Origin of the sequence: Muricoccus nepalensis, from assembly GCF_006438825.1 — a bacterium.
Lineage (GTDB): Bacteria > Pseudomonadota > Alphaproteobacteria > Acetobacterales > Acetobacteraceae > Roseomonas > Roseomonas nepalensis.
Genome location: NZ_RCZP01000006.1, coordinates 129,224 through 151,846, shown reverse-complemented (window position 1 = coordinate 151,846; position 22,623 = coordinate 129,224). Strand labels below are relative to the sequence as shown.

The following is a 22,623-nucleotide window of genomic DNA, read 5'->3' as shown; positions in this document are numbered from 1 at the left end:
GGGGACGGCATGAGCCCGACAGGAGGAAAGCGGCCCGCGGCCGCGCGCGGCCCGCGGCCCGCCCGCAAGCCCGGGCGCCGCGCCGCATCGCGTCGGCCGGAGGCGTCGCCGCCCGAGCCCATCGCCATCGTCGGCGCCGCCGGCCGCTTCCCCGGCGCCCCCGACCTCGGCGCCTTCTGGTCCCTCCTGGCCGAGGGCCGCGACGCCGTCGGCACCCTGCCGGCCGACCGCTTCAACCAGGACCTCTTCCTCCACCCCCGCCGCGGCGAGCCCGGCCGCGCCTACACCTTCGCCGCGGGCCATCTCGGCGACGTCGCGGGCTTCGACCCCGCCCATTTCGGCCTCTCCCCGCGCGAGGCGGCGGAGGCCGACCCGCAGCAGCGCCTCCTGCTGGAGGTCGCGGCCGAAGCGCTGGAGGACGCCGGCTGGCCCGCCTCCGCCGTCGCCGGGCGCGAGATCGGCGTCTTCGTCGGCGGCTCCTCCACCGACTACGCGGAGCTCCGCCTCTCCGACCCCGCGGGCGTGGACCGGCACTTCATGACCGGCAACACCCTCTCGATCCTCGGGAACCGGATCACCAACGTCTTCGACCTCCGCGGCGCCGCCCAGACGGTCGACACCGCCTGCTCCTCCTCCCTCGTCGCCCTGTCGCTCGCCGTCGACGCCCTCCGCGCCGGCCGGATGGAGGCCGCCCTCGTCGGCGGCGTGCAGCTCCTCCTCTCGCCCTACGCCTTCGTCGGCTTCTCCCGCGCGGCCATGCTCTCCCCCACCGGCCGCTGCCGCGCCTTCGCGGCGGGGGCGGACGGCTACGTCCGCGGCGAGGGCGCGGGCATGGTGGTCCTCAAGCCGCTCTCCGCCGCGCTCGCGGCCGGGGACGCGGTGCGGGGCGTCATCCTGGCCGCCGGCGTGAACGCGGTCGGCCGCTCCATCGGCCTCTCCCTGCCCGACAGCCGCTCCCAGGCCGCGCTGCTCCGCCGCGTGCTGGCCGAGGCCGGCCTCTCCCCGGACGAGGTCGCCTATTTCGAGGCCCACGGCACCGGCACCCAGGCCGGCGACCCCGTGGAGGCCGCGGCGATCGGCGAGGTCCTCTCCGGCGCCGCCCGGGCCGCGTCCCTGCCCGTTGGCTCCGTGAAGTCCAACATCGGCCACCTCGAGACCGCCTCCGGCATGGCCGGCCTGCTCAAGGCCCTGCTCATGCTCGAGAAGCGGACCATCCCGCCGAGCCTGCACTTCGACGAGCCGAACCCGAGGATCGACTTCGCCGGCCTCAACCTCCGCGTCCCCACGGCGGCCGAGCGCCTGCCGGGCCGCCGGCCGGTGATCGGCGTGAACTCCTTCGGCTTCGGCGGCACCAACGCCTCCCTCCTCCTCGCCCCCGCCCCCCCACCGGCCGCCCGCGGCCCGGCGGAGAACGGGGGGGCGGCGGGCGGCGCGGCCCCGCCCCTGCTGCTCTCCACCCGCAGCGCCGCCACCCTGCCGGCGGCCGCGATGGCCTGGGCCGCCGCCCTCCGCGCCGCCCCCGCGCAAGCCCCGGCCCTCCTCCGCGGCCTCGCCCGCCACCGCGACCTCCACCCCCACCGCCTCGTCCTGCGCGGCGCCGGCGCCGAGGCCCTGGCCGCGGGGCTGGAGGCCTTCGCGGCGGGCGAGCCCATGGGGGTGCAGGGCGCCGTCCCGCCCGGCGTCGGCGCTGGCGGCGTCGCCTTCGCCTTCTCCGGCAACGGTTCCCCCTTCCCCGGCATGGCCCGGGACGCCATGGCCCATTCCCGCGCCTTCCGCGACGCGGTGGAGGCCGCCGACGCGGAGCTCGCCCCCCGCCTCGGCTGGTCCGTCGCCCGCGGCCTGGCGGAGGGCTTCACGGCCGAGGCCCTGGCCGCCACCGAGGTCGCCCAGCCCGCCCTCTTCGCCGCCCAGCACGGCCTCGTCGCCGCCCTCGCGGCGGAGGGCATCCAGCCCGCCATGGTGCTCGGCCACTCCGTCGGGGAGGTCGCGGCGGCGCTGGCCGCCGGCATCCTCGACCTGCCCGCGGCCGCCCGTCTGATCGTCGCGCGCTCGGCCGCCCAGGCCCGTACGCGCGGGCGGGGCCGCATGGCCGCCATGACCGCGACCGAGGCCGAGGCCGCGCCGCTGCTCGCCGAGTGCGGCCCCGGCCTCGAGGTCGCCGCCCGCAACGCCCCCCGCGCCCTCACCATCGCCGGCCCCGCCGCCGCGATCGAGCGGCTCTCCGCCGCCGCCCGGCGCCAGCGCATCAACCTCGTGGTGCTCGACCTCGACTACGCCTTCCACTCCGCCGCCATGGACGAGGTGGAGCGCGACCTCGCCGCCTCGCTGGAGGGCCTGCGCGCCACCCCGCCCCGGCTGCCCTTCCTCTCCACCGTCACGGGCGCGGCGCTCGCGGAGCCGGCCGGCGCCGCCTACTGGTGGCGCAACCTCCGCGCCCCCGTGCGCTTCGCCGAGGCCGCCGGCGCCGCCGCCCGCGCCGGCGCCGGGCTGGTCATCGAGATCGGCCCCAACCCCATCCTGCAATCCTACCTGCGGGAGGCGCTGCGCGCCGCCGGCTCCCCCGCGCCCGTCCTCGCCGGCCTCTCGCGCCGCGACCCGCCGGGCGACCCCGTGCCGGCCATCGCGGACCGCGCGATCGCCCTCGGCGCCGACCCGCGCGGCGCCCCCGCCTTCCGGGGTCCCGCGCTCCGCCGCGGCCTGCCCCCCACCCCCTACGCCCGCGCGCGCCACTGGTTCCCGACGACGCCCGAGGCCGCGCGCCTGCACGACGCCCCGCTCGACCACCCCCTGCTCGGCTTCCGCCGCGACGCGGGGCCGGAGGGCGGCGCGGCGCTCTGGAGCCGCCCGCTCGACGCCGCCCTCATGCCCTGGCTGGCCGACCACCGGCTGGGCGAGGACCCCGTGCTGCCCGCCGCCGCCATGGCCGAGATGGCCCTCGCCGCCGCCGCCCTCCGCTTCCCCGACGCCGAGGCGCTGGAGGTCTGCACCCTGCAGATCCTCCGCCCCCTGCCCGTCCCCGCGGGCGGCCCCGAGGCGGGCAGCCAGGAGGTCCGCTTCCGCCTCGCCGACGACGGCACCTTCCGCCTCGAATCCCGCCGCCGCCTGAGCGCCGAGGGCTGGTCCCTGCACGCGCGCGGCCTGCTGCGCGCGACCGGGGCCGGCGCCCTGCCCGAGGCCGCGCCCCCGGCCGGCGGCCGGCGCGTGGAGGAGGCGGTGCTGCACGCCGCCGCCGCCCGCTGCGGCCTCGACTACGGCCCCGCCTTCCGCCCCGTCCGCCACGTCCTCCTCGCCGAGGGAGGTGCCGCCGCCGAGGTGGTGCTGGACCTGCCCCCCGCCGCCCCGGCCGATGCCGGCTTCCACCTCCACCCCGTCCGCCTCGACGGCGCCCTGCAGGGCCTGATTGCCCTCCTGGCCGAGGGCGGCGGCCTCGGCGCCGGCCCCTCCGGCGAGGCGCTGGTGCCCGTCCGCTTCGAGCGCCTGGTCCTCCGCCGCGGCGCCGGCCCCGCCACCCGCGCCGCCCTCTTCCTCGACCACGCCGGCCAGCGCGCCGCCGAGGCCAGGCTCGTGCTCTCCGACGCCGCCGGCCGCCCGGTGGCCGCGGCCGAGGGCGTGTGGTTCCAGCGCGCCCGCCTCGGCCGCGCGGGCGCCGACCTCGCCGCCTTCCGCCTCGAGGACCGCCCGGCCCACGACCCCGCGCTCCTCCCCGTCCTCCCCGACCTCGGCGCCGCCCTCGCCGCCGCCGAGGCGCGCGACGAGGCGCTCGACCTCTCGGAATCCGCCCTTCTCCTGGAGGCCTACGCCGCCTCCGCCGTCGCCCGCGCGCTGCCCGGCGCCACCCCGGGCGCCGCCATCCTGCCCACCAACCCCTACGCCGCCGCCATGCTGCGCGCGCTGGAGGAGGACGGCCTCGCCGCGCGCGACGGCAGCGCCTGGCGCCTCCTGCCCGGCGACGACCTGCCCGCGCCCGAGGACATCTGGCTCTCCGTCCTCGCCGAGCGCCCCGTCCTCGCCCAGGACCTCGCCACCCTCGCGCTCGCGGCCGAGCGCCTTCCCCAGGCCCTCGCCGGGCACCTCCCGCCCGAGGCCCCGCCCCTCGCCCTCTCCGACGAATCCGCCGCCCGCACCCGCCTGGCCGCGGTCCTGGCCGACGCCGCCGGCGCCATCGCCACCGCCTGGCCGCCCGAGCGGCCGCTGCGCGTGCTCGACCTCGGCGGCCCCGCCCTCACCCTCGCCCTCTCGGCCCGCCTCGCCCGCTCGGGCCGGCGCATCCTCCACGTCCTCGCCGGCGAGGCCCGCCCGGCCCCGCCCCCGCACGAGGCGACGGAGGTCTCGACCGCCGAGTGGCACCCCGGCTCTGGCGCCCCCCTCCCCGCCGCGGACCTCGTGGTCGGCCTCCTCGACCCCCTCGCGGAGCGCACCGGCCCCGACCTCCTCCCCGCCCTCGCCGCCTCCCTGGCCGAGGGCGGCGCGCTCCTCCTCGCGGCGCCCCAGCCCGGCCGCGTCGCCGACTTCCTGCGCGGCCAGGCCGCTCTGGAGGGCGCGCGGACCGAGCTGCCCGGCCCCGCCGCCTGGCGCGGCGCGCTCGAGGCCGAGGGCTGGCTCGCCGGCCACGCGGAGCCGCTGCGCGCCTCGCCCATCCCCGCCCTCCTCGTCGCGGCCCGGCGCCCGGCGCCCGCGCCCGCCGCCCCGCCCTGCGCCGAGGGCCGCCGCCTGCTGCTCGTCGCCGACGCCGGGGCGGGGCCCCTCGCCGAGGCGCTGGCCCTCGCGCTTGACCCCACCGGCGCCGCGGTCGAGCGCCACCGGCTGGAGGACGCCCAGGCCCTGCCGCCGCGGGCGCTGCGCGGCGCGACCGTCGTCGCCCTCGCCAACCCCGCGCCCGAGGGGCTGCCCACCACCCTCGCCGGCCTCGTCCGCCTCGCCGAGGCCGCGCTCGGCAGCGCGTCCGGCCTCACCCTCGTCGCCCAGGGCGACGCCGCCACCCCCGCCGCCGAGGCCCTGCGCGCCCTCGCGCGGGTGCTCGCCAACGAGATGCCGGACCTCGCCCCCCGCCGCATCCTGGTCGACGCCGCCCTCGCCCCCGCGGCCGCGGCGACCCGCCTCCTGCCCGAGATCCTCGCCCCCGGCGCCGAGCCGGAGCTCGTCCTCGGCCACCTCGCCCGCCGCGCGCCCCGCGTGGCCCTCGGCGCGCCCCCGGCCCCCGCCCGGGCCGCGCGCCTCGCCATCCGCCAGCCCGGCGCCCTCGCCTCCCTCGCCTGGGAGCCGATGGAGGCGCCCCCCGCGCCCGGCCCGGGCGAGGTGCGGCTGCGCGTCGAGGCGGCCGGCCTCAACTTCCGCGACCTCATGTGGGCCCAGGGCCTCCTGCCCGAGGAGACGCTGAAGGACGGCTTCGCCGGCGCCGGCCTCGGGATGGAGTGCGCCGGCGTGGTCGAGGCCGCGGGGCCCGGCACGCCCTTCCACCCCGGCAGCCGCGTCTTCGGCTTCGCCCCCCGCGCGCTCGCCAGCCGCGCCCTCACCCGCGCCGCCGCCCTCGCCACCATCCCCGAGGGCCTCTCCTTCGCCGCCGCCGCCACCATCCCCGTGGCCTTCCTCACCGCCGTCTACGCGCTGGAGACCCTCGCCCGCCTCCTGCCCGGCGAGCGCGTGCTGATCCACGGCGGCGCGGGCGCGGTGGGGCTGGCCGCCCTCCAGGTGGCCCAGGCCGCCGGCGCCGAGGTCGCGATGACCGCGGGCAGCGAGGCCCGCCGCGCCTTCCTCCGCGCCGCCGGCGCCGACCTCGTGCTCGACAGCCGCGCCGCCGGCTTCGACGACGCGCTGCGCCGCCGTTGGCCCGAGGGGGTGGACGTCGTGCTGAACTCCCTCGCCGGCGAGGCGATGGAGCGCTCGCTCGCCCTCGTGAAGCCCTTCGGCCGCTTCGTGGAGCTCGGCAAGCGCGACTACGCCGAGGACCGCCGCGTCGCCGTCCGCCCCTTCCGCCGCAACGTCACCTATTTCGGGATCGACGTGGACCAGCTCCCCAGCGCCCGCCCGGCCGAGGCCGCGCGGCTGCTGGAATCCGTCCGCAACCGCCTCGCCGACGGCAGCCTCCGCCCCCTTCCCTATTCCCGCCGCGGCGCGGAGGAGGCCGAGGGCGCCTTCCGCCTCCTCCAGGCCGGCGGGCACATCGGCAAGATCGTCGTCCTCCCGCCCCGCCCCGACGGCGCCGCCCCCGCCCCCTGGGCGCCGGGCGCGGGCACCATCCTCGTCACCGGCGGCACCGCGGGCTTCGGGCTGGAATGCGCCAAGTGGATGGCCGCCCAGGGCGCCGCCCGCATCGCCCTCCTCTCCCGCCGCGGCCCCGCCGCCCCGGGCGTGGGGGAGGCGATCACCGCCCTCGCCGCCCTCGGCGCCCGCGCCAGCGCCCACGCGGTGGACGCCGCCGACGGCGCGGCGCTCCACGCCCTCCTCGAGGCGCTGCGCGCGGAGGGACCCGTCACCGGCGTCGTCCACGCCGCGGCCGTCTTCGACGACGGCGCGGCGAGCGGCATGGACGCCGCCCGCTTCGCCCGCAGCCTCGCCCCCAAGCTCGGCGCGGCGGAGAACCTCGACCGCCTGACCGCCGCCGACCCGGTCGACCTCTTCCTCCTCTTCTCCTCGGCCACCACCGCGCTCGGCAATCCCGGCCAGGCGAACTACGTCGCGGCGAACGCGGCGCTGGAGGCGCTGGCCCGCCGACGCCGCGCGCAGGGCCGGCCGGCGCTCGCGGTCTGCTGGGGGCCGATCGCCGACGCCGGCGTGCTGGCGCGCGACGCCGAGACCGCCCGCACCCTCGCCCGCCGCCTCGGGGTGGAGCCGATCGCCGCGCGCGAGGCGCTCGACGCCCTCCCCGCGCTCCTCGCGGGCGGCGCGCCCGTCGTCTCGCTCGCGCGCGTCGCCTGGGCGCGCGCCGGCGCCGCCCTCGCCGTGCTGCGCGAGCCCGCCTTCGCCGCGCTCCGCGCCGGCGCCGAGGACGCGGACGCGGGGATCGCCGACATGCGCGCCCACCTCGCGGCCCTGCCCGCCGCCGAGGCCCGGGCGATGCTTGTCCGCATCGGCGCGGAGGAGCTCGGCCGCATCCTCCGCCTCCCCGCCGAGAGCATCGCGCCCGACGCGCCCGTGGCGCGCCTCGGCCTCGACAGCCTCGGCGGGCTCGAGCTGCGCGGCGCGCTCGAGGCGCGGCTCGGCATGCCCGTGCCGCTCTCGGCCGTCACCGAGGACCTGACCGTCGCCGGCCTCGCCGCGCGCATGGTGGAGGGCCTCTCGGGCGGCGCGCGGGAGGCGCAGCTCGACGCGCTGCTCGACACCTTCGAACCCGCCGCGCCGGGCGAGGCGGCGGAGACGCCGGCATGAGGCGGGCGCAATGACCGGGGGAACCGGCCTCACCGCCGCCGCCCGCTTCGCCCTGCTGCAACGCCTCTCCAAGCGCCGCGCGCGGCAGGAGGAGAGCGGCGCCGAGGAGGACGCGCGCTCCTTCGGCGCCCTGCCGGCGCTGCGCGACTTCGAGCTGATGAAGACGGCGATGGAGGCGCTCGACCTCCCCAACCCCTTCTTCCGCCCGCACGAGGGCCTGGCCGCCGACACCACGCGCATCGGCGGCGCGGACTACCTCAACTTCTCCTCCTACAACTACCTCGGCCTGAACGGCGACCCGCGCGTGAAGGCCGCCGCCCATGCCGCCATCGACCGCTACGGCGTCTCCGCCTCCGCGTCGCGCGTCGTCTCGGGCGAGCGCCCGCCCCACGCGGCCCTCGAGGCCGCGCTCGCCGCGCATTACGGCACCGAGGCCGCGCTCTGCCTCGTCTCCGGCCACGCGACGAACGTGACCGTCATCGGCCACCTCATGGGCCCGCGCGACGTCGTCCTGCACGACGCGACGATCCACAACTCCTGCCTCGAGGGCGCGCGCCTCTCGGGCGCGAAGCGCGTCGCCTTCGCCCACAACGACCCCCAGGCCGCCGAGCGCGAGCTGGCCGCGCTGCGCCGCGGCGCCGCCCGCGCGCTGATCGTCATCGAAGGCCACTACTCCATGGACGGCGACGTGCCGGACCTCGCCCGCTTCGTCGAGGTCGCCCGCCGCCACGACGCCTGGCTGATGGTGGACGAGGCGCATTCCCTCGGCGTGCTCGGCCCCGCGGGCCGCGGCCTCTTCGAGCTGCAGGGCGTGGATCCCTCGGGTGTCGACATCTGGATGGGCACGCTGTCGAAGACCCTCTCCTCCTGCGGCGGCTACATCGCGGCGCGGCGCCAGCTCATCGACTGGCTGCGCCACACCGCCCCCGGCTTCGTCTACTCCGTCGGCCTCGCGCCCGTCCTCGCCGCCTCCGCCCTCGAATCGCTGCGCGTCATGGCCGAGGAGCCCTGGCGCGTCGCGCGGCTGAACGCCAACGCCACCCGGCTGCGGGACGCGCTGCGCGCGCGCGGCCTCGACGCCGGCGCCTCGGCCGGCCACGCCATCGTGCCGCTGATGACGGGCTCCTCGATCCGCGCCGGCCGCCTCTCCGCGGCGCTCTTCGAGCGGGGCGTGAACGCGCAGCCCATCACCTTCCCCGCCGTGCCCGAGCGCGCGGCCCGCCTCCGCTTCTTCGTCTCCTCCGAGCACACCGAGGCGCAGATCGACCGCACGGCCGCGATCGTCGCCGAGGCCTGCGCCGGCACCCCGCCCGCGGAGCCGCCCCTGGAGTCTCCGGGCTGAGCGGCGCGCCCCTCCCGCGCATCGCCCTCCTCACCCTCGCCAGCGCGGCGAGCGCGGGGGCGGTCGCCGCCTTCGCCGCCCGCCACCGCGACAGCCTCGCCCTTGTCGGCCTCTCCAACCCCTACCGCCGCAGCGCCGGCGGCCCGCTCGGCCAGGCCTGGCGCCACCTCCGCCGTTCGGGGCCGCGCCTTCTCGGCTACCTCCTGGTGAACATGGCGCTGCCCCGCCTCGCGGGCCTCCTCTCGCCCGGCCCGGGGCCGCTCGCCCGCGCCCTGTCCGACGGCGCCGCGCGCGTGGTGGCCGTGGAGGACGTGAACGGCCCCGCCTTCGCCGAGGCCCTCCGCGCTTCCGGCGCCGAGCTGATCGTCACCTTCCACTTCGACGGGATCCTCTCCGCCGAGACCCTCGCCCTCGCCCCAAAGGGCGGCATCAACGTCCACCCCTCCCTCCTGCCCCGCCACCGCGGCCCCATCCCCACCTTCTGGGCGGGGCTGGAGGGCAACGGCGCCCACGGCGTCACCGTCCACCGCCTCGTGCCCCGGATCGACGCCGGGGCGGTGCTCGCCCAGCGCGCGGTTCCCCTCCCGCCCGGCACCACCGTCTCCGCCGCCGCCCGCCTCCTGCACGAGGCCGCCGTCCCGCTCGCCGCCGAGGCCCTGGCCCGCCTCGCCACCGGCGACGCCGAGGAACGGCCCGTCGAGCCCCTGCCCTACCGCCCCTTCCCCTCCCGCGCCGCCCTGCGCGACGCCCGGCGCCGCGGCCTCCGCCTCGTCGACGCCGCCGACATCCGGGCGGCGCTGCGCGCCCGCCTCTGACCACCCCGCGGCCGGGCGGGCCCGGCCGATGCGGGATTGTCCCCGCCGCCCGCGCCGCATATGGAACCCGGGTGCCTCAGGAATCAGAAAGCGCTCCCCGGCCGAGGCAATTCCTCTTCCTGCAGGGGCCGATCACCCCGTTCTTCAGCGAGATCGGCGCGGGCCTGCGCCGCCTCGGCCACGGGGTGCACCGGATCAACCTCTGCCTCGGCGACCGGCTCGCCTGGCGTGGCCCGGGCGCAACCGACTTCACCGGCCGCCCCGAGGAATGGCCCGCCTTCATCGCCGCCTTCCTCGACCGGCACGCCGTCGACGCCATCGTCCTCCTCGGCGAGCAGCGCTTCTACCACCGCGAGGCGATCGCGGCGGCGCGGGCGCGCGGCACCGACGTGGTCGCCACCGACTTCGGCTACCTCCGCCCCGACTGGATCACCTTCGAGTTCGACGGCCTGAACCGCGAGAGCCGCTTCCCGCGCGACCCCGAGGCCATCCTCGCCCTCGCCAGGGACCTGCCGCCGCCCGACCTCGCGACCCGCTACCGCGACAGCTTCTTCAACCAGGCCGTCTGGGACATGGCCTACCACTTCGCCAGCCTCGTCCCCGGCCCCTTCCGGCACTACGAGAGCCACCAGATCTACAACCCGCTGCAGGTCTATCTCGGCACCCTCACCCGCATCCTCGGCCGCCGCCGCGCCAACCGGCGGGCGGACGCGATCATCGACCGGCTGAAGCGCCAGGGCCGCCCGCTCTTCCTCATGGCGATGCAGATGGAGACCGACTTCTCCGTCCGCGCCTACTCCACCTACCCCGACCTCGACACGGCCATCGACGAGGTCACCCGCTCCTTCGCCGCCCACGCGCCGGCGGAGGCGCAGCTTCTCGTGAAGGTCCACCCGCTGGACCCCGCCATCAAAAACTGGGGCCGCCGCGTGGCGGGCATGGCGCAGCGGGCAGGAGTGGCCGAGCGCGTCCACTATCTCGGCGGCGGCAACCTCGGCGCCATTACCGAGAGCGTGCAGGGCGTCATCACCATCAACAGCACCGTCGGCCTGCGCTCGATCGTGGACCGCCTGCCGACCCTCGCCCTCGGCGACGCCCTCTACAAGATCCCCGGCCTCACCCATGGCGGCCCGCTCAGCACCTTCTGGACCGAGGGCCGCGCGCCCGACCCCGTGCTGCGCGAGGCCTTCCTGCGCGGCATCGCCCACTGCCTGCACCTCCGCGGCGCCTACTACGCCCGCCCCGGCCTCGACGCCGCCGTGGCGGGCGCCGTCCACCGCCTGCACCACGGGCTGGTCAACCAGCCCCTCCTCGAGACGCCGCCCTAGCCGCCCTCCGCGATCCGGAACCGCAGCAGCCGCACCGCCCGGTCCGCCAGCGGCGCCGGCAGCAGCGACAGCGCGCGCAGCCCCACGACGAGCGGCAGCGGGAAGGCGCAGGACGGGCGCCCCCGCCGCAGCGCCCGCTCGACCCGCGCCGCCGCCGCCTCGGTCGAGAGCGAGAAGGGCCGCCCGCCCCGCCAGGCGCGGCCCATGTCGCTCTCGAAGAAGCCGGGCGCGATGAGCGTCACCCCGGCGCCCGTCCCCCGCAGGTCCGCCCGGATCGCCTCCCCCCAGGCCCAGAGCCCCGCCTTGGAGGCGCAGTAGCCCGGGCTGTCCGGCAGGCCCCGGAAGGCCGCGACCGAGGCCACCAGCCCGATCCGCCCCGCGCCCCGCGCCCGGATCGCCGGCAGCAGCGGCCCGACCAGGTTCACCGCGCCCAGCAGGTTCACCGAGACCTGGGCCGCGACGTCCGCCACCCCCTCCGCCGTGCCGTCCGGCCGCCGCCCCGCCGCGATGCCGGCGTTCGCCACCACCAGCGCCGTCGGCGCCTCCGCGTCCCAGCCGAGCACCGCCTCCGCCACCCCCGCCGCGTCCCGCACGTCGAGCACCGCGACCCGCACGCGCGCGCCCCGCGCCTCGCAGGCTGCCGCCGTCTCGCGCAGCCCCGCCTCGCCCCGCGCCAGCAGCCCGAGCGTGACCCCCGGCGCCGCGAAGCGCCGCGCCAGCGCCGCCCCGAGCCCGCGCGAGGCGCCGGAGACGATCACCCCGCCCCTCACCGCCGCCGCCCGATCCGCGCCAGCGCCCCGCGCAGGAATCCCTCCACCCCCCGGTGCAGGGTGAGCGGCGAGACCCGCCAGGCCGCGGGGTCCGCCAGGCGGTCGAGCATCACCTCCACGGGGCAGGGCAGCAGCGTCACGGGGTCGACGTAGCGCGGGTAGAGGATGAGCGCCGCCGCCACGAGCTCGTCGAGGCTTCGCGCCACGCCGCGGCGCCCCGCTGGCAGGGGCGCGCGGTCCTCCGTCAGCCCCCAGCCCGCGTAGAAGGGCTGACCCCAGCAGGTGACGGGCACCCCGCGCAGCAGCGCCTCGAAGCCCGAGAGCGAGGTGAGGGTGTGCAGCGCGTCGACGTGCGGCAACAGCGCCGGCAGCGGCACGCCCCCGGCCACCGCGTCCGCCAGCCCCGCCAAGTCCGCCGCCCGCAGCCGCCCGCGCCGGTACCCGGCCTCGAGGTCCGGGTGCGGCTTGTACAGGATGAAGGCGTCCGGCTCGGCCGCCCGCACGGCGCGCAGCAGGGCGAGGTTGGACTGGATGGCGCCCCCGCCCAGCCGCACCGAGGCGTCGTCCTCCACCTGCCCCGGCACGAGGAGGACCGGCCGCCCGTCCGCCGGCAGGTCGGGCATCGCGGCCCCGCCCGCCAGGTTGTACTTCGACACCCCGCGCCGGACGATCTCCGCCCGCAGCGCCGCCGCGCGCGAGAGGAGCCCGGGCTCGAAGCCGCCGCCCGCCAGGATCGTCTCCAGCGTCGAGGGCTGGCGCGGGTCGTAATAAGCCCCGCGTGCGTCGAGGCTGTAGGAGGCGCCCGGCAGGAAGCGCGCCCCGAGCCCGCGGGACCGCACGAAGCCGTCCTCCAGCAGCCGAAGCTCCACCCCTTGGCCGCGGATGCGCGCGGCGAGCGCGTCCGGGCAGGACGCCGCCCAGGCGACGACGGCGCCGCCCTCCGCCCGCGCCTTCGCGACCGCGCGCGAGGTGCTCGTGAAGACGGGCGCCCCCTCCTCCAGCGCCAGCAGCGCCGCGACCTGCCGGCGCTTCCAGCGGGCGATGCCGATGCAGGCCGAGACGCCCCGGTTCTCCCGCGCGGCCGCCACCCAGTCCGCCAGCAGCGCGAAGCCCTCCGCCCGCGTCCAGGAACGGCCGCGGAAGGGGTCCGCCGCGCGCGTCCGCGCCAGCAGGGGGACGAGATGCGCGCCCGGGCGGTCGTGCGGCACCCCCGCGGCCTCGGCCAGCGCCGCCATCAGCGGCCCGGCGCCGTGCAGCGCCGAGGCGGCGTCGAGCAGGGTCCAGGGGGAAAGGGGCCCGGCCAGCCGCCGCGTGCCCGGCAGGTCCGGCAGGCAGGGCGGCGCCGCGGGGCTGGCGAAGGGATCGCGCGCGACGAGCACCGCCCCGCCCGCGGCCAGCGCCGTGTCCAACGCATGCCGTATCGATTGATACGATTCCGAATCGCAGGAATCTAGCACAACCCGGAACCCGCCGGCCAGACCGAGCGCGGCCGCGCCGGGGTCGGGCAGGCCCGGCACCCCCCCGAGGCGATGGCGCGCGATCAGGCCCGCCAGCGCCGGCGCCTCCCCCTCCTTAAGACTTTCTTCACAGTCCGTAACGACCAGCGACGGCCGGTCCCTCCCCGCGAATCGGGGCGGGGCGAAGGGCGAAAGAGTGAAGGATGGCAATGCCTTACGCTCGTCCAGCGCCCGCTCCGGCCAGAAGGCCGGCAGGTGCGGCCAGCGCGCGAGAAGCCCGTCCGCGCGGGAAATGGGCAACAGGTCGGCGGAATGGATCCTGCCCGTCATCGATGTTTTGCCTGCCACCACGTCCTGCGGTAAACTTATCGTATGAACGAAACCTTGGATGCCCGGCCCGGACGGACGGGGCCCCTTCAGCCCCCCGCCCCGGCCCGGCCGGCGCGTCCCGCCGCGCGCCTCGCGCCGGCGATTCTCCTGCTCGCCCTCGCCGCCTGCTCGACCCATAGCACCGAAGCGACCTGGTGGAACCCGGTCGGCATGGGCCCCGCGCCCGTCTCCCCGCCCCCCGCCACCGGCGTCGTCCTGCCCGTGCGCCCGGCCGACCCGCTGGCCGCCTTCGCCGCCCGCGCCCGCCCCGGCCAGGCCGAGACCGTGCCGCTGGCCGATGGCGGCCGCACGGTCGAGGCGCGCCTCGTCCGCACCTACAGCGCCGCCTCGGGCCGCGAGTGCCGCGAGGTGCAGTTCGGCGCCGCCTCCGCGCCCGGCGGGGCGCCCGGCGCCACCTACTGCAAGGACCCCTCCCAGGGCTGGGTCGCCGCCCGCGCCCTCCTCCGCGGCGGCGCGGTCTACCGCCCGTGAGCGCGGCCGCCGGCAACGCCCGGCCGGCGCCGCGGCATTGGCTCGTCGAGGGCCCGGCCGTGCAGGCGCGCGTCATCGGCGCCCTGATCATGCGCGAGATCCAGACCCGCTTCGGGCGGCACAACCTCGGCTTCCTCTGGCTCTTCCTGGAACCGATGGTGCTCGGCAGCGTCCTCGGCGCGATGCACGCGGCCCACGGCCAGGCGCTGCCCGGCAACCCCGACCCCTTCCTCTTCTCGATCTCCGGCTACGTGCCCTTCTTCATGTTCCGCTCGGTCGTGAACCGCGCGGGCAGCGCGCTGCACTCGAACCTCACGCTGCTCTTCCACCGCCAGGTCACGCCGGTCGACGTGCTGATCGCCCGCAACCTGCTGGAGGCCGCGGCCGTCTTCGCCGTCATCCTCATCATCCTCGGCCTCGCCGCCTGGAGCGCGGAGGTCTGGCCAGCCAACATCGCCCAGATCTTCGCCGGCCTCGTCCTCATGTTCCTGCTCTGCCACGGCATCTCGATGATGCTGGCCGCCGGCGTCGCGCGCTGGGAGGGTCTGGAGCGGATCATCCACCCCGTCACCTACCTCATGATGCCGCTCTCGGGCGCCTTCTTCGCCCTCTCCTGGCTGCCCGCCGAGACGCGCGACCTGCTGCTCTGGGTGCCGCTCGTCAGCATCCACGAGATGATCCGCGAGGCGATCTTCGGCGCCATCTTCGTCTCCTACTACGACATCCCCTACGTCATCCTCTTCATCCTCGTCGTGAACCTCCTCGGCCTCGCCGCCCTCCGCGGCGCCCGGCGCAAGCTCGAGATCTTCTGAGCTCCGGATGCGAAGCCCCCCATGTCCCTGATCCTCGAGGACGTCTGGAAGTCCTACCCCATGCGCCACGGGCGGCGGGACATCCTCTGCGGCATCAACGCGACGATCCGTCGCGGCGACGCGGTCGGCGTGCTCGGCCGCAACGGCGCGGGCAAGTCCACCCTCATCCGCGTCATGGCCGGCGTCGAGGCGCCGACGCGCGGCCGCGTGCGGCGCGAGATGTCCATCTCCTGGCCGCTCGGCTCCGGCTTCGGCGTGCAGTCGAGCATGTCGGGCGCCGACAACGCCCGCTTCATCGCGCGCATCTACGGCCAGGACGTGCGCGAGACCCTCGACTTCGTGCAGGAGTTCGCGGAGCTCGGCCCCTACTTCTACGAGCCGGTCCGCACCTACTCCGCGGGCATGATGGGCCGCCTGCTGATGGGCCTGTCCTTCTCGGTGAAGTTCGACTGCTACCTCGTGGACGAGACCCTCTCCGCCGGCGACAGCCGCTTCGTCGAGCGCTGCCGCCGCATGCTCGAGGACCGCCTCGGCCAGGCCTCGCTGCTCATGGTCTCGCACTTCGCCGACCACATCCGGCAATACTGCCGCACCGCCGTCGTGCTCCGGAACGGCCTCCTTGAGTTCTATGAGGACCTCGATGAAGGTATCGCCGCCTATCAACGCCTTTGACGAGGCGGCGCCGGCGGGGCTCTCCGTTCCCGCACGCCCGCCCTCGGCCCTCGCCCGCCGGCTGCGCAAGTGGCGCGGCCTGCTGCTCGTCGTCGCGCTGCCCACCGCGCTCGCCACCGCCTACTTCACCACCCTCGCCGCCGACCAGTACGTCAGCGAGGCGCGCTTCTTCGTGCGCGGCCCCTCCTCCAACACCATGATGAGCGGCCTCGGCGCCGTGCTCGGCGGCGCGGGCTTCAAGTCGGTGCCCGAGGACTCGCTGGCCGTGCGCGAGTACCTCCGCTCGCCCGACCTCGTGCGCGAGCTCCGCCACTCCATCGACCTCGTCGGCGTCTGGCGCCGCCCGGAGGCCGACTTCGCCGCCCGCCTCTGGTTCTCCGCCCCGACGGTCGAGAGCCTCACCCGCTACTTCCGCCGCATGGTCGTCGCCGACTACGACACGGAATCGAGCACCGTCAGCCTCCAGGTCCGCACCTTCCGCGCGGAGGATTCCAAGATGCTGGCCGAGGCCCTGCTCCGCGCCTCGGAGAACCTCGTCAACCGCATCGGCGAGCGCCAGCGCGGCGGCGCCGTCGCCGACGCGCGGCGCGAGGTCGAGATCGCCGAGCGCCGCGTCGTCGCCGCCCGCGAGGCCCTCACCGCCTTCCGCCAGGAAGGCCGCGCGATCGACCCCACGCGGGAGGCGGTGGCGAGCATGGAGACCGTCGCCAAGCTCGAGGGCGCGCTCAGCCAGGCCCGCGCCGACCTGCAGGAGCGCCTCGCCTTCATGCGCCCCGACAACCCCCAGGTCGCGGTGCTGCGCAACCGCATCGCGTCGCTCGAGACGCAGATCGGCGCCGAGCGCCAGCGCCTGACCGCCGGCGACGGCGCCGCGCCCCGCCAGCTCGCGGGCTACGAGCGCCTGATGCTCGAGCGCGAGTTCGCCGACCGCCAGCTCGCCTCCGCCGTCACCAGCCTCGAGACCGCCCGCGCCGACGCCGCCCGCCAGCAGATCTACCTCGCGCGCGTGACCGAGCCGCAGGAGGCCGAGAGCGCGCTCTACCCGAAGGCCACCTACACGGTCGTCAGCCTCCTCGCCGTCCTCCTCGTGATCTACGGGATCGGCTCCCTCGTCCTCTCCGGCTTCCGCGAGCACGCGTCGTGAACCGCCGCCCCGCCCCGCGCCTGCGCCCCCTGCAACCCGGGACACCCCAGACCGCCATGACGCCGACCGGACCCGCGCGGACCACCCGCTCTCTCAAGCTCCGCAGCGCCCTCCTCGCCGCCCTCCTCGCGGCCCTCGCCCCCGCGGCCGCGCGCGCGCAGCTCCTCGAGCAGCCCGTGCCCGGCCGCCTCGGCCCGATGCTCGCCCAGGCCGCGCCGCTGCAGGCGAACGACGTCATCCTCCCCAACGGCACGATCACCTCCCGCGCCGGCACCGCGACCGAGGCGGAGGGCGGCCCCGTCGTCGCCGGCCCCCTCGGCGACGCGGCGCGCCGCCCCGGCCCCTCCTCCGCGGTCTTCGGCGCCAGCCTCTTCAACCGCCCTGCGCCCTCGCCGGCCGACGCGCCGAACCCGAACTACCGCATCGCCATCGGCGACCGGGTCTCGGTCCGCGTCTGGGGCGCGATCGAGTCCGAGGCGATCGGCACCGTCGACGGCGACGGCAACCTCTTCCTCCCGGGCATCGGCCCCATCCGCATCGCCGGCACCACCGCGGGCTCTCTCCAGTCCGCCGTCGAAGGCGAGGTGCGCCGCATCTACACGCAGCAGGTCCAGGTCTACGCCGTGCTGCTGAACGTCAACCGGATCGGCGTCTTCGTCACCGGCTTCGTCCGCAGCCCCGGCCGCCACACCGGCACGGGCATGGAGAGCGTGATCGACTACCTCATGCGGGCCGGCGGCGTGGACCCCGCGCGCGGCTCCTTCCGCGACGTCGAGATCCGCCGCGGCGGCCGCACCGTGCAGCGCGTGGACCTCTACCCCTTCCTCCTCACCGGCCGCCTGCCGGGCCACCTCTTCGCCGAGGGCGACACGATCGTCGTCGGCAAGCAGGGCGCGCTCGTCAGCGTGGACGGCGCCATCCGCAACAACTACCTCTTCGAGGTGCCGGGCCGCGCCATGACGGGCGAGGAGCTCGTCCAGCTCGCGGCGCCCCTGCCGTCGGCCACCAACGTCGTCGTGCGCGGCACCCGCAGCGGCCAGCCCTGGTCGCGCTACACCACCATCGCCGAGCTCCGCCGCATCTCCCTCCTCGACCAGGACGTGGCGAGCTTCATCACGGACGCCCCCGCCCAGACCATCCGGGTCACGATCGAGGGCAGCCGCATCGGCCCCTCCGTGCTCATCGCCGACCGCGACATCGGCCTCTGCCAGCTCCTCGACCACGTGGCCGTCGACCCCGTGCTGGCGGACACGCAGTCGGTCTTCCTCCTCCGCCCGCGCCTGGCTGCCCAGCAGCTCCGCACCATCAACGAGACGCTGGACCGCCTCGAGCGCCAGCTCTTCAGCGCCACCTCCTCCACCACCGGCGTCGCCGAGATCCGCGCGAGCGAGGCGCAGCTCGTCTCGCAGTACATCTCCCGCGCGCGCCGCATCCAGCCGGAGGGACGGCTCGTCGTCTCCGACGGCAGCGGCCGCTGCACCGACACGCGCCTCGAGGACGGCGACACCGTCGTCGTGCCGGAGCGGAGCGAGGTGGTGATGGTGGCCGGCGAGGTGACCGCGCCCCAGGCCGTGCTCTGGCGCCCGAACCTCCGCATCGAGGACTACGTGCAGCAGGCCGGCGGCCTGACGCAGCGCGGCAACCTCTCGAACATCATGATCCGCCGCGCGAGCGGGGAGATCGTGCTCGAGCCCCGCGTCGGCCCGCGCCCCGGCGACGAGCTGATCGCCCTCCCGCGGCTCGACCCGAAGCTGTTCCAGGTCACGCGCGACGTGTTCCAGCTCATCTACCAGACCGCGCTCGCGGCCCGGATCTTCATGTAGCGCGGCGGGGCCGGCCTCCCGCCGGCCCCTTCCTCAGGACACCGGCCTCAGGAGAACGGCCTCAGGCGACGGGCACCAGCATGCGCGCCTCGAGATAGGCGATCCGGTCCTCCGGCGCCCCCGCCCGCATCACCGCGACCGCGGCCAGCCCGGCCCCCACCTTCGGCCCCCCGTCCGGCAGCGCCGTGCCCGGCGCCTCGACCGCCAGCTCCAGCACCGGCCCGCCCGCCTCGATCTCGAGCGAGACCTCCTCCGCTCCGGCCGGGCACTCCAAGGCCACCGGCACCACCCCCTCGCGCGCCAGCGTCACCCGCAGCGCGCCCGTGGCCCCGGGCGCCGGCCGCAGCGCGAGGGCGACCCGCGCCGGCCCCCCGGAGGGCGCCGCCAGCCGCAGCGCCGCGCGCCCGGGCATCGTCCAGACCCCCCAGTCCTCCGTCGCGTGCCAGCCGCCGCCCACCGGCAGCGCCGCGGCGAAGGCGAGCCCCGGCCCCGGCTCCGCCAGGCCCCCGTGGCCCAGCGGCACCGGCCGGCAGGGCGGCAGCGCCGGGGGCTGGCGCGCCTCCCCGGCCTCCTCCCTCGCCTCCAGGCGCCGCACGGCCGCCCGCAGCGCCTCCGCCACCTCCGCCCAGGGCCGCAGCCCGCCGCCGGGCGGGATGCGCGCCTCCAGCGCGGCCAGGCGCGCGGGGTCGGCCACCAGCCCCTCCGCCGCCGTCGCCAGGTCCCCCGCGCTGCCCGGCGTGACGAACACCGCCCCCGCCCGCCCGCTCTCCATCAGCGCGGGGATCTCGGAGACGAGCGCGACGCGGCCCCGCAGCAGCGATTCCGAGACCGGCAGCCCCCACCCTTCGTGCCGGCTCGGGTAGAGCGTGAAGAGGCAGCCGCGGTAGAGGCGCCCGAGCGCCGCGTCGTCGGCGTCGTGCAGCACCGTGACGTGGGCGGCCAGCGCCGGGTCCGCGGCCAGCGCCTCCAGCACCGGCCCGTCCCCCGGCGCCCGCCGCCCGGCGAGGACCAGGCGCGGCGTCCCCGCCGCCCCCCGCCGCGCCAGCAGCAGCCGCCAGGCCTCGAGGGCGAGGAGGTGCCCCTTCCGCGGCTCGAAGCTCGAGACCATCAGGACATAGGGCCCGGCGGGCAGCCCCGGCACGGCGGGCGGCGGCGGCGCCGGGCGCCCGCGCCGCGCGAGGCCGAGCAGCCGCGCGATCCCGCGCGGGGCCGCGGCCGGCGCGGGCGGGGCCTCCCCCGCGTCCTCCTCCGTCCGGCCGTCCGGCGTCACGACGATCACGGGCGGCACGGGCCAGCCCGGCAGGTGCCGCGCCATCAGCCGCCGGTACTCCGCCGCCGTCGCCTGCGACACCGCCACCACCCCGTCGGCCAGCGCCGGCAGGGCCGAGAACCAGCGCGCGAACTCCGCCCGCGTCTCCCGCGGCGTCACGTCCGGCAGCACCAGCGGCCCGCAGTCGTGCAGCACCGGCACGTGCCGCGCCCCGGCCGCCCGCGCCGCCCGCAGCGCCGGCGCGTAGCGCGGCAGCCACCAGGCGCTGCCGAGGGTGACGATCGTCGCCCCCGCCACGGGCCGCAGCAGCCCGCCCCGCCGCCGCCAGGCCTCGAGCACCCCCACCGCCTCCCGCCACTCCGGCGCCTCGGCGTCGGCCCCGCTGCGGGAGAGGTGGTGCAGGCGGTGGAAGAGCGGCGCCGGCAGGGCGCGCCAGAACCCCTCCTCCGGGTGCATGGCGCAGAACCCGGCCTCGCTGACCGCCGCGATCTCGGCCTGCACGCGCTGGATGCCGCTCGGCGCGCGCCGCCCCATCCACCACGCCACGAGATCGGAGAGGTCGAGCAGCATCCCGGTCGCGCGCGGCGCCGGCAGGGCGTCGCGCGCGGCCAGCCACTCCGCCCAGGCATCCGCCCCGCCTTGCGTGCCGCCGGGGTCGAGCACGAGGGCGCGGCCATAGGCCTCCGCCGCCGCCCCGCGCCGCCCGAGCACCTTCAGCGCGTGGCCGATCTGGAGGTGGATGTCGGCGTCGCGCGGCTCCATCGCCTCCGCGCGGCGGTAGAGGGCGAGCGCCGCGGCGGGGTCCCCCGCCTCCTTCACGCAGTGCCCCTGCTGCACGAGGATGCCGCGGTCGTCGGGCCGCAGCCGCAGGAAGGCCGCGTAGCCCTCCGCCGCCTCCGCCCAGCGGCGCCCGTCGCGCGCGGCATCGGCCCGCGCCCGCAGCGCGTCGGCCTCGTCCGCCGCGCCCTTCCCCAGCCTGTCCGCCACCGCAGCCCGTCTCCCCATCCCTGCGAGCGGCCGGACCATGCCGCGCCGCGCGGCGCGAGGCCAGGGGCCGCGCAACCGGGAAGGGAACATCGCGCGCCCGGCAGCCATTCCGGCGCGCAACCGCGTGGTCTATGCTCCGCCGATGCGCCCCCGGATCCTCATCGACGGCTTCAACCTCGCGCTGGAGCAGGGCACGGGCGTCTCGACCTACGCCCGCAACCTCTCCTACCGGCTGCACGGCCTCGGCGCCGGGGTGGAGGTGCTCTACGGCCGCACCGTCAGCACGAAGCTCGGCCCGCTGATGCGCGAGATCGCCTTCTTCGACGACCCGCTGCAGGTGCAGAAGGAGGACAGCGCGCTGCGCCGCCTGCGCCGCATGCTGCTGTCGGGCCTGAACGAGCGGATCTCGGAGATCCCCGTCACCGGCAAGGTGGTGATCGACGGCTTCGCGTCCCGCCTGCCCTACTTCGACCGGATCTGGAACGCCGAGGACATCTTCGCCCGCGCCCACAACCGCTTCAAGCTCGTCCGCCGCCTCGTCCCCGTCCAGGCGCCCGACCCGCGCCCGGCCGTGATGCACTGGACCTACCCGCTGCCGATCCGCATGGCCGGCGTGCGCAACATCTACACGATGCACGACCTCGTGCCGCTCCGCCTGCCCTACACCACCCTCGACCACAAGCGCCGCTACCACCGCCTCTCCCAGATGCTCGTCGGCGGCGCGGACCACATCGTCACGGTCAGCGAGGCCTCGCGGCGCGACATCATCAACCTCCTCGGCGCCGACCCGGAGCGGGTGACGAACACCTACCAGTCCGTCGAGCTGCCGCCCTCGCTGGCCAACAAGCCCGAGGACCTCGCGCGCGACGAGGTGGCGGGCTCCTTCGGCCTCGACTGGAAGGGCTACTTCCTCTTCTTCGGCGCGATCGAGCCGAAGAAGAACGTCGGCCGCCTCATCGAGGCCTACCTCGCCTCCGGCTCCGACCGGCCGCTCGTCATCGTCGGCAAGCAGGCCTGGAAGAGCGAGGGGGAGCTGAACCTCCTCTTCGAGGACCACATCAAGTACCTCTCCGAGCAGGACGGGCGCATCCTCACGCGGCGCAAGGTCGTCATGCTCGACTACGCGCCCTTCCGCCTCCTCGTCAGCCTCATCCGCGGCGCGCGGGGGGTGCTCTTCCCCTCCCTCTACGAGGGCTTCGGCCTTCCCGCGCTGGAGGCGATGAGCCTCGGCACGCCCGTCCTCACCTCCAACACCTCCTCCCTGCCCGAGGTGGTCGGCGACGCCGCGGTAAAGGTGGACCCCTACGACCTCCGCGCGATGATCGAGGGCATCCGCGCCCTCGACGCCGACGACGAGCTCTGCGGCCACCTCTCCTGGGCCGGCCGGCAGCGCGCCACCCTCTTCAGCCCCGCCGCCTACGAGCGCCGCCTGGCCGCCCTCTACGCCCGCCTCGGCGTGCCGCTGGGGGACGCCGCCCCGGCGCCCGCCCCCGAGCCCCGCCACGAGCCCGACCTCGCGGAGGGCTGACCCGCCCCTTGGACCGACCCTCGGACCGACTCTTGGACTCCGGCCCCGCCTTCGCTAACACCCCCGCCCGCCCTGCCGCCGGAAAGCCCGCCTCCATGACCGACATGCCCGACCGCCTCTCAACCGACCCCAAGAGCCCCTTCTTCAACGCCGAGCTGCTCGAGCGCGGGGTCGGCATCCGCTTCAAGGGCGTCGAGAAGAACAACGTCGAGGAGTACTGCGTCAGCGAGGGCTGGGTCCGCCTCTCCGTCGGCAAGGCCGTGGACCGGCACGGCAAGCCCATGACGATGAAGCTCCAGGGCAAGGTCGAGCCCTACCTGCGCGAGCCCGAGCCGGCCGCCGGCCCCGGGGACGCCGCGCCGGAGGCCTGAGCCGGCCCTCCCGGCCCCGCCCGCCGAAGCCCCCGGCCCCGGAACGGCGGCGGAACGGCCCCGCGCCCGTCGCGGGGC

At 77.2% G+C, this 22,623-nt stretch carries 14 protein-coding genes; 11 read left to right on the top strand and 3 right to left on the bottom strand.

Annotated features, from left to right (window positions below; translation table 11 throughout):
* The first annotated feature begins 9 nt into the window (after window positions 1-9).
* From EAH89_RS09310 to EAH89_RS09295, 4 genes are all read left to right on the top strand, one after another.
* Window positions 10-7,365, top strand: coding sequence for a type I polyketide synthase (locus EAH89_RS09310; protein ID WP_140882528.1), 7,356 nt, complete (start codon window positions 10-12; stop codon window positions 7,363-7,365).
* 10 nt (window positions 7,366-7,375) lie between these two features.
* Complete coding sequence (locus EAH89_RS09305; RefSeq protein WP_140882527.1) at window positions 7,376-8,707, top strand: aminotransferase class I/II-fold pyridoxal phosphate-dependent enzyme; 1,332 nt, start codon at window positions 7,376-7,378, stop codon at window positions 8,705-8,707.
* 212 nt (window positions 8,708-8,919) lie between these two features.
* A complete protein-coding gene (locus tag EAH89_RS09300; protein ID WP_241666933.1) occupies window positions 8,920-9,522 on the top strand; it encodes a formyltransferase family protein in 603 nt (200 codons plus the stop codon).
* A 71-nt stretch (window positions 9,523-9,593) separates the two neighbouring features.
* Entirely contained in the window at window positions 9,594-10,850 is a 1,257-nt protein-coding gene (locus tag EAH89_RS09295) for a capsule biosynthesis protein (protein ID WP_140882525.1), read from the top strand.
* On the opposite strand, the gene EAH89_RS09290 is transcribed toward EAH89_RS09295, so the two are convergent.
* A complete protein-coding gene (locus EAH89_RS09290) occupies window positions 10,847-11,608 on the bottom strand; it encodes an SDR family NAD(P)-dependent oxidoreductase (protein WP_241666926.1) in 762 nt (253 codons plus the stop codon). The genes EAH89_RS09295 and EAH89_RS09290 overlap by 4 nt on opposite strands.
* An 8-nt stretch (window positions 11,609-11,616) precedes the next feature.
* Entirely contained in the window at window positions 11,617-13,407 is a 1,791-nt protein-coding gene (locus EAH89_RS09285) for a capsular polysaccharide export protein, LipB/KpsS family (protein WP_161993524.1), read from the bottom strand.
* 42 nt (window positions 13,408-13,449) lie between these two features.
* Here EAH89_RS09285 and EAH89_RS09280 point away from each other — a divergent pair, with 42 nt between their 5' ends.
* From EAH89_RS09280 to EAH89_RS09260, 5 genes are read left to right on the top strand one after another with little or no spacing between them, the layout of a single operon-like run.
* Complete coding sequence (locus EAH89_RS09280; RefSeq protein WP_140882522.1) at window positions 13,450-13,938, top strand: DVU3141 family protein; 489 nt, start codon at window positions 13,450-13,452, stop codon at window positions 13,936-13,938.
* Window positions 13,935-14,750 (top strand): ABC transporter permease, encoded by an 816-nt coding sequence (locus tag EAH89_RS09275; protein WP_140882521.1) that lies wholly within the window; start codon window positions 13,935-13,937, stop codon window positions 14,748-14,750. The genes EAH89_RS09280 and EAH89_RS09275 overlap by 4 nt, the downstream gene beginning before the upstream one ends.
* A 21-nt stretch (window positions 14,751-14,771) precedes the next feature.
* A complete protein-coding gene (locus tag EAH89_RS09270) occupies window positions 14,772-15,422 on the top strand; it encodes an ABC transporter ATP-binding protein (protein ID WP_140882520.1) in 651 nt (216 codons plus the stop codon).
* Window positions 15,391-16,566 carry a capsule biosynthesis protein gene (locus tag EAH89_RS09265; protein WP_140882519.1) on the top strand — a complete coding sequence of 392 codons (1,176 nt, stop codon included), beginning with the start codon at window positions 15,391-15,393 and terminating at the stop codon, window positions 16,564-16,566. Before EAH89_RS09270 ends, EAH89_RS09265 begins: the two co-directional genes overlap by 32 nt.
* Window positions 16,567-16,622: 56 nt before the next feature.
* Entirely contained in the window at window positions 16,623-18,389 is a 1,767-nt protein-coding gene (locus EAH89_RS09260) for a polysaccharide biosynthesis/export family protein (RefSeq protein ID WP_140882518.1), read from the top strand.
* Window positions 18,390-18,450: 61 nt separating this feature from the next.
* On the opposite strand, the gene EAH89_RS09255 is transcribed toward EAH89_RS09260, so the two are convergent.
* Window positions 18,451-20,646 carry a glycosyltransferase gene (locus tag EAH89_RS09255; protein ID WP_140882517.1) on the bottom strand — a complete coding sequence of 732 codons (2,196 nt, stop codon included), beginning with the start codon at window positions 20,644-20,646 and terminating at the stop codon, window positions 18,451-18,453.
* Between the two features lie 142 nt (window positions 20,647-20,788).
* Between EAH89_RS09255 and EAH89_RS09250 the strand changes: the two genes are divergently transcribed.
* Together EAH89_RS09250 and EAH89_RS09245 are read left to right on the top strand one after the other, a co-directional pair.
* Complete coding sequence (locus EAH89_RS09250) at window positions 20,789-22,174, top strand: glycosyltransferase family 4 protein (RefSeq protein ID WP_140882516.1); 1,386 nt, start codon at window positions 20,789-20,791, stop codon at window positions 22,172-22,174.
* Between the two features lie 95 nt (window positions 22,175-22,269).
* A complete protein-coding gene (locus EAH89_RS09245; protein ID WP_140882515.1) occupies window positions 22,270-22,545 on the top strand; it encodes a DUF3297 family protein in 276 nt (91 codons plus the stop codon).
* Window positions 22,546-22,623: the final 78 nt, after the last annotated feature.

Excerpts from the sequence above, each read along its gene's own strand:
- EAH89_RS09260 (WP_140882518.1), top strand. The coding sequence starts at position 16,623 with ATGACGCCGACCGGACCCGCGCGGACCACCCGCTCTCTCAAGCTCCGC.
- EAH89_RS09270 (WP_140882520.1), top strand. The coding sequence starts at position 14,772 with ATGTCCCTGATCCTCGAGGACGTCTGGAAGTCCTACCCCATGCGCCAC.
- EAH89_RS09245 (WP_140882515.1), top strand. The coding sequence starts at position 22,270 with ATGACCGACATGCCCGACCGCCTCTCAACCGACCCCAAGAGCCCCTTC.
- EAH89_RS09250 (WP_140882516.1), top strand. The coding sequence starts at position 20,789 with ATGCGCCCCCGGATCCTCATCGACGGCTTCAACCTCGCGCTGGAGCAG.
- EAH89_RS09285 (WP_161993524.1), bottom strand. The coding sequence starts at position 13,407 with ATGACGGGCAGGATCCATTCCGCCGACCTGTTGCCCATTTCCCGCGCG.
- EAH89_RS09305 (WP_140882527.1), top strand. The coding sequence starts at position 7,376 with ATGACCGGGGGAACCGGCCTCACCGCCGCCGCCCGCTTCGCCCTGCTG.
- EAH89_RS09280 (WP_140882522.1), top strand. The coding sequence starts at position 13,450 with ATGAACGAAACCTTGGATGCCCGGCCCGGACGGACGGGGCCCCTTCAG.
- EAH89_RS09300 (WP_241666933.1), top strand. The coding sequence starts at position 8,920 with ATGGCGCTGCCCCGCCTCGCGGGCCTCCTCTCGCCCGGCCCGGGGCCG.
- EAH89_RS09310 (WP_140882528.1), top strand. The coding sequence starts at position 10 with ATGAGCCCGACAGGAGGAAAGCGGCCCGCGGCCGCGCGCGGCCCGCGG.
- EAH89_RS09265 (WP_140882519.1), top strand. The coding sequence starts at position 15,391 with ATGAAGGTATCGCCGCCTATCAACGCCTTTGACGAGGCGGCGCCGGCG.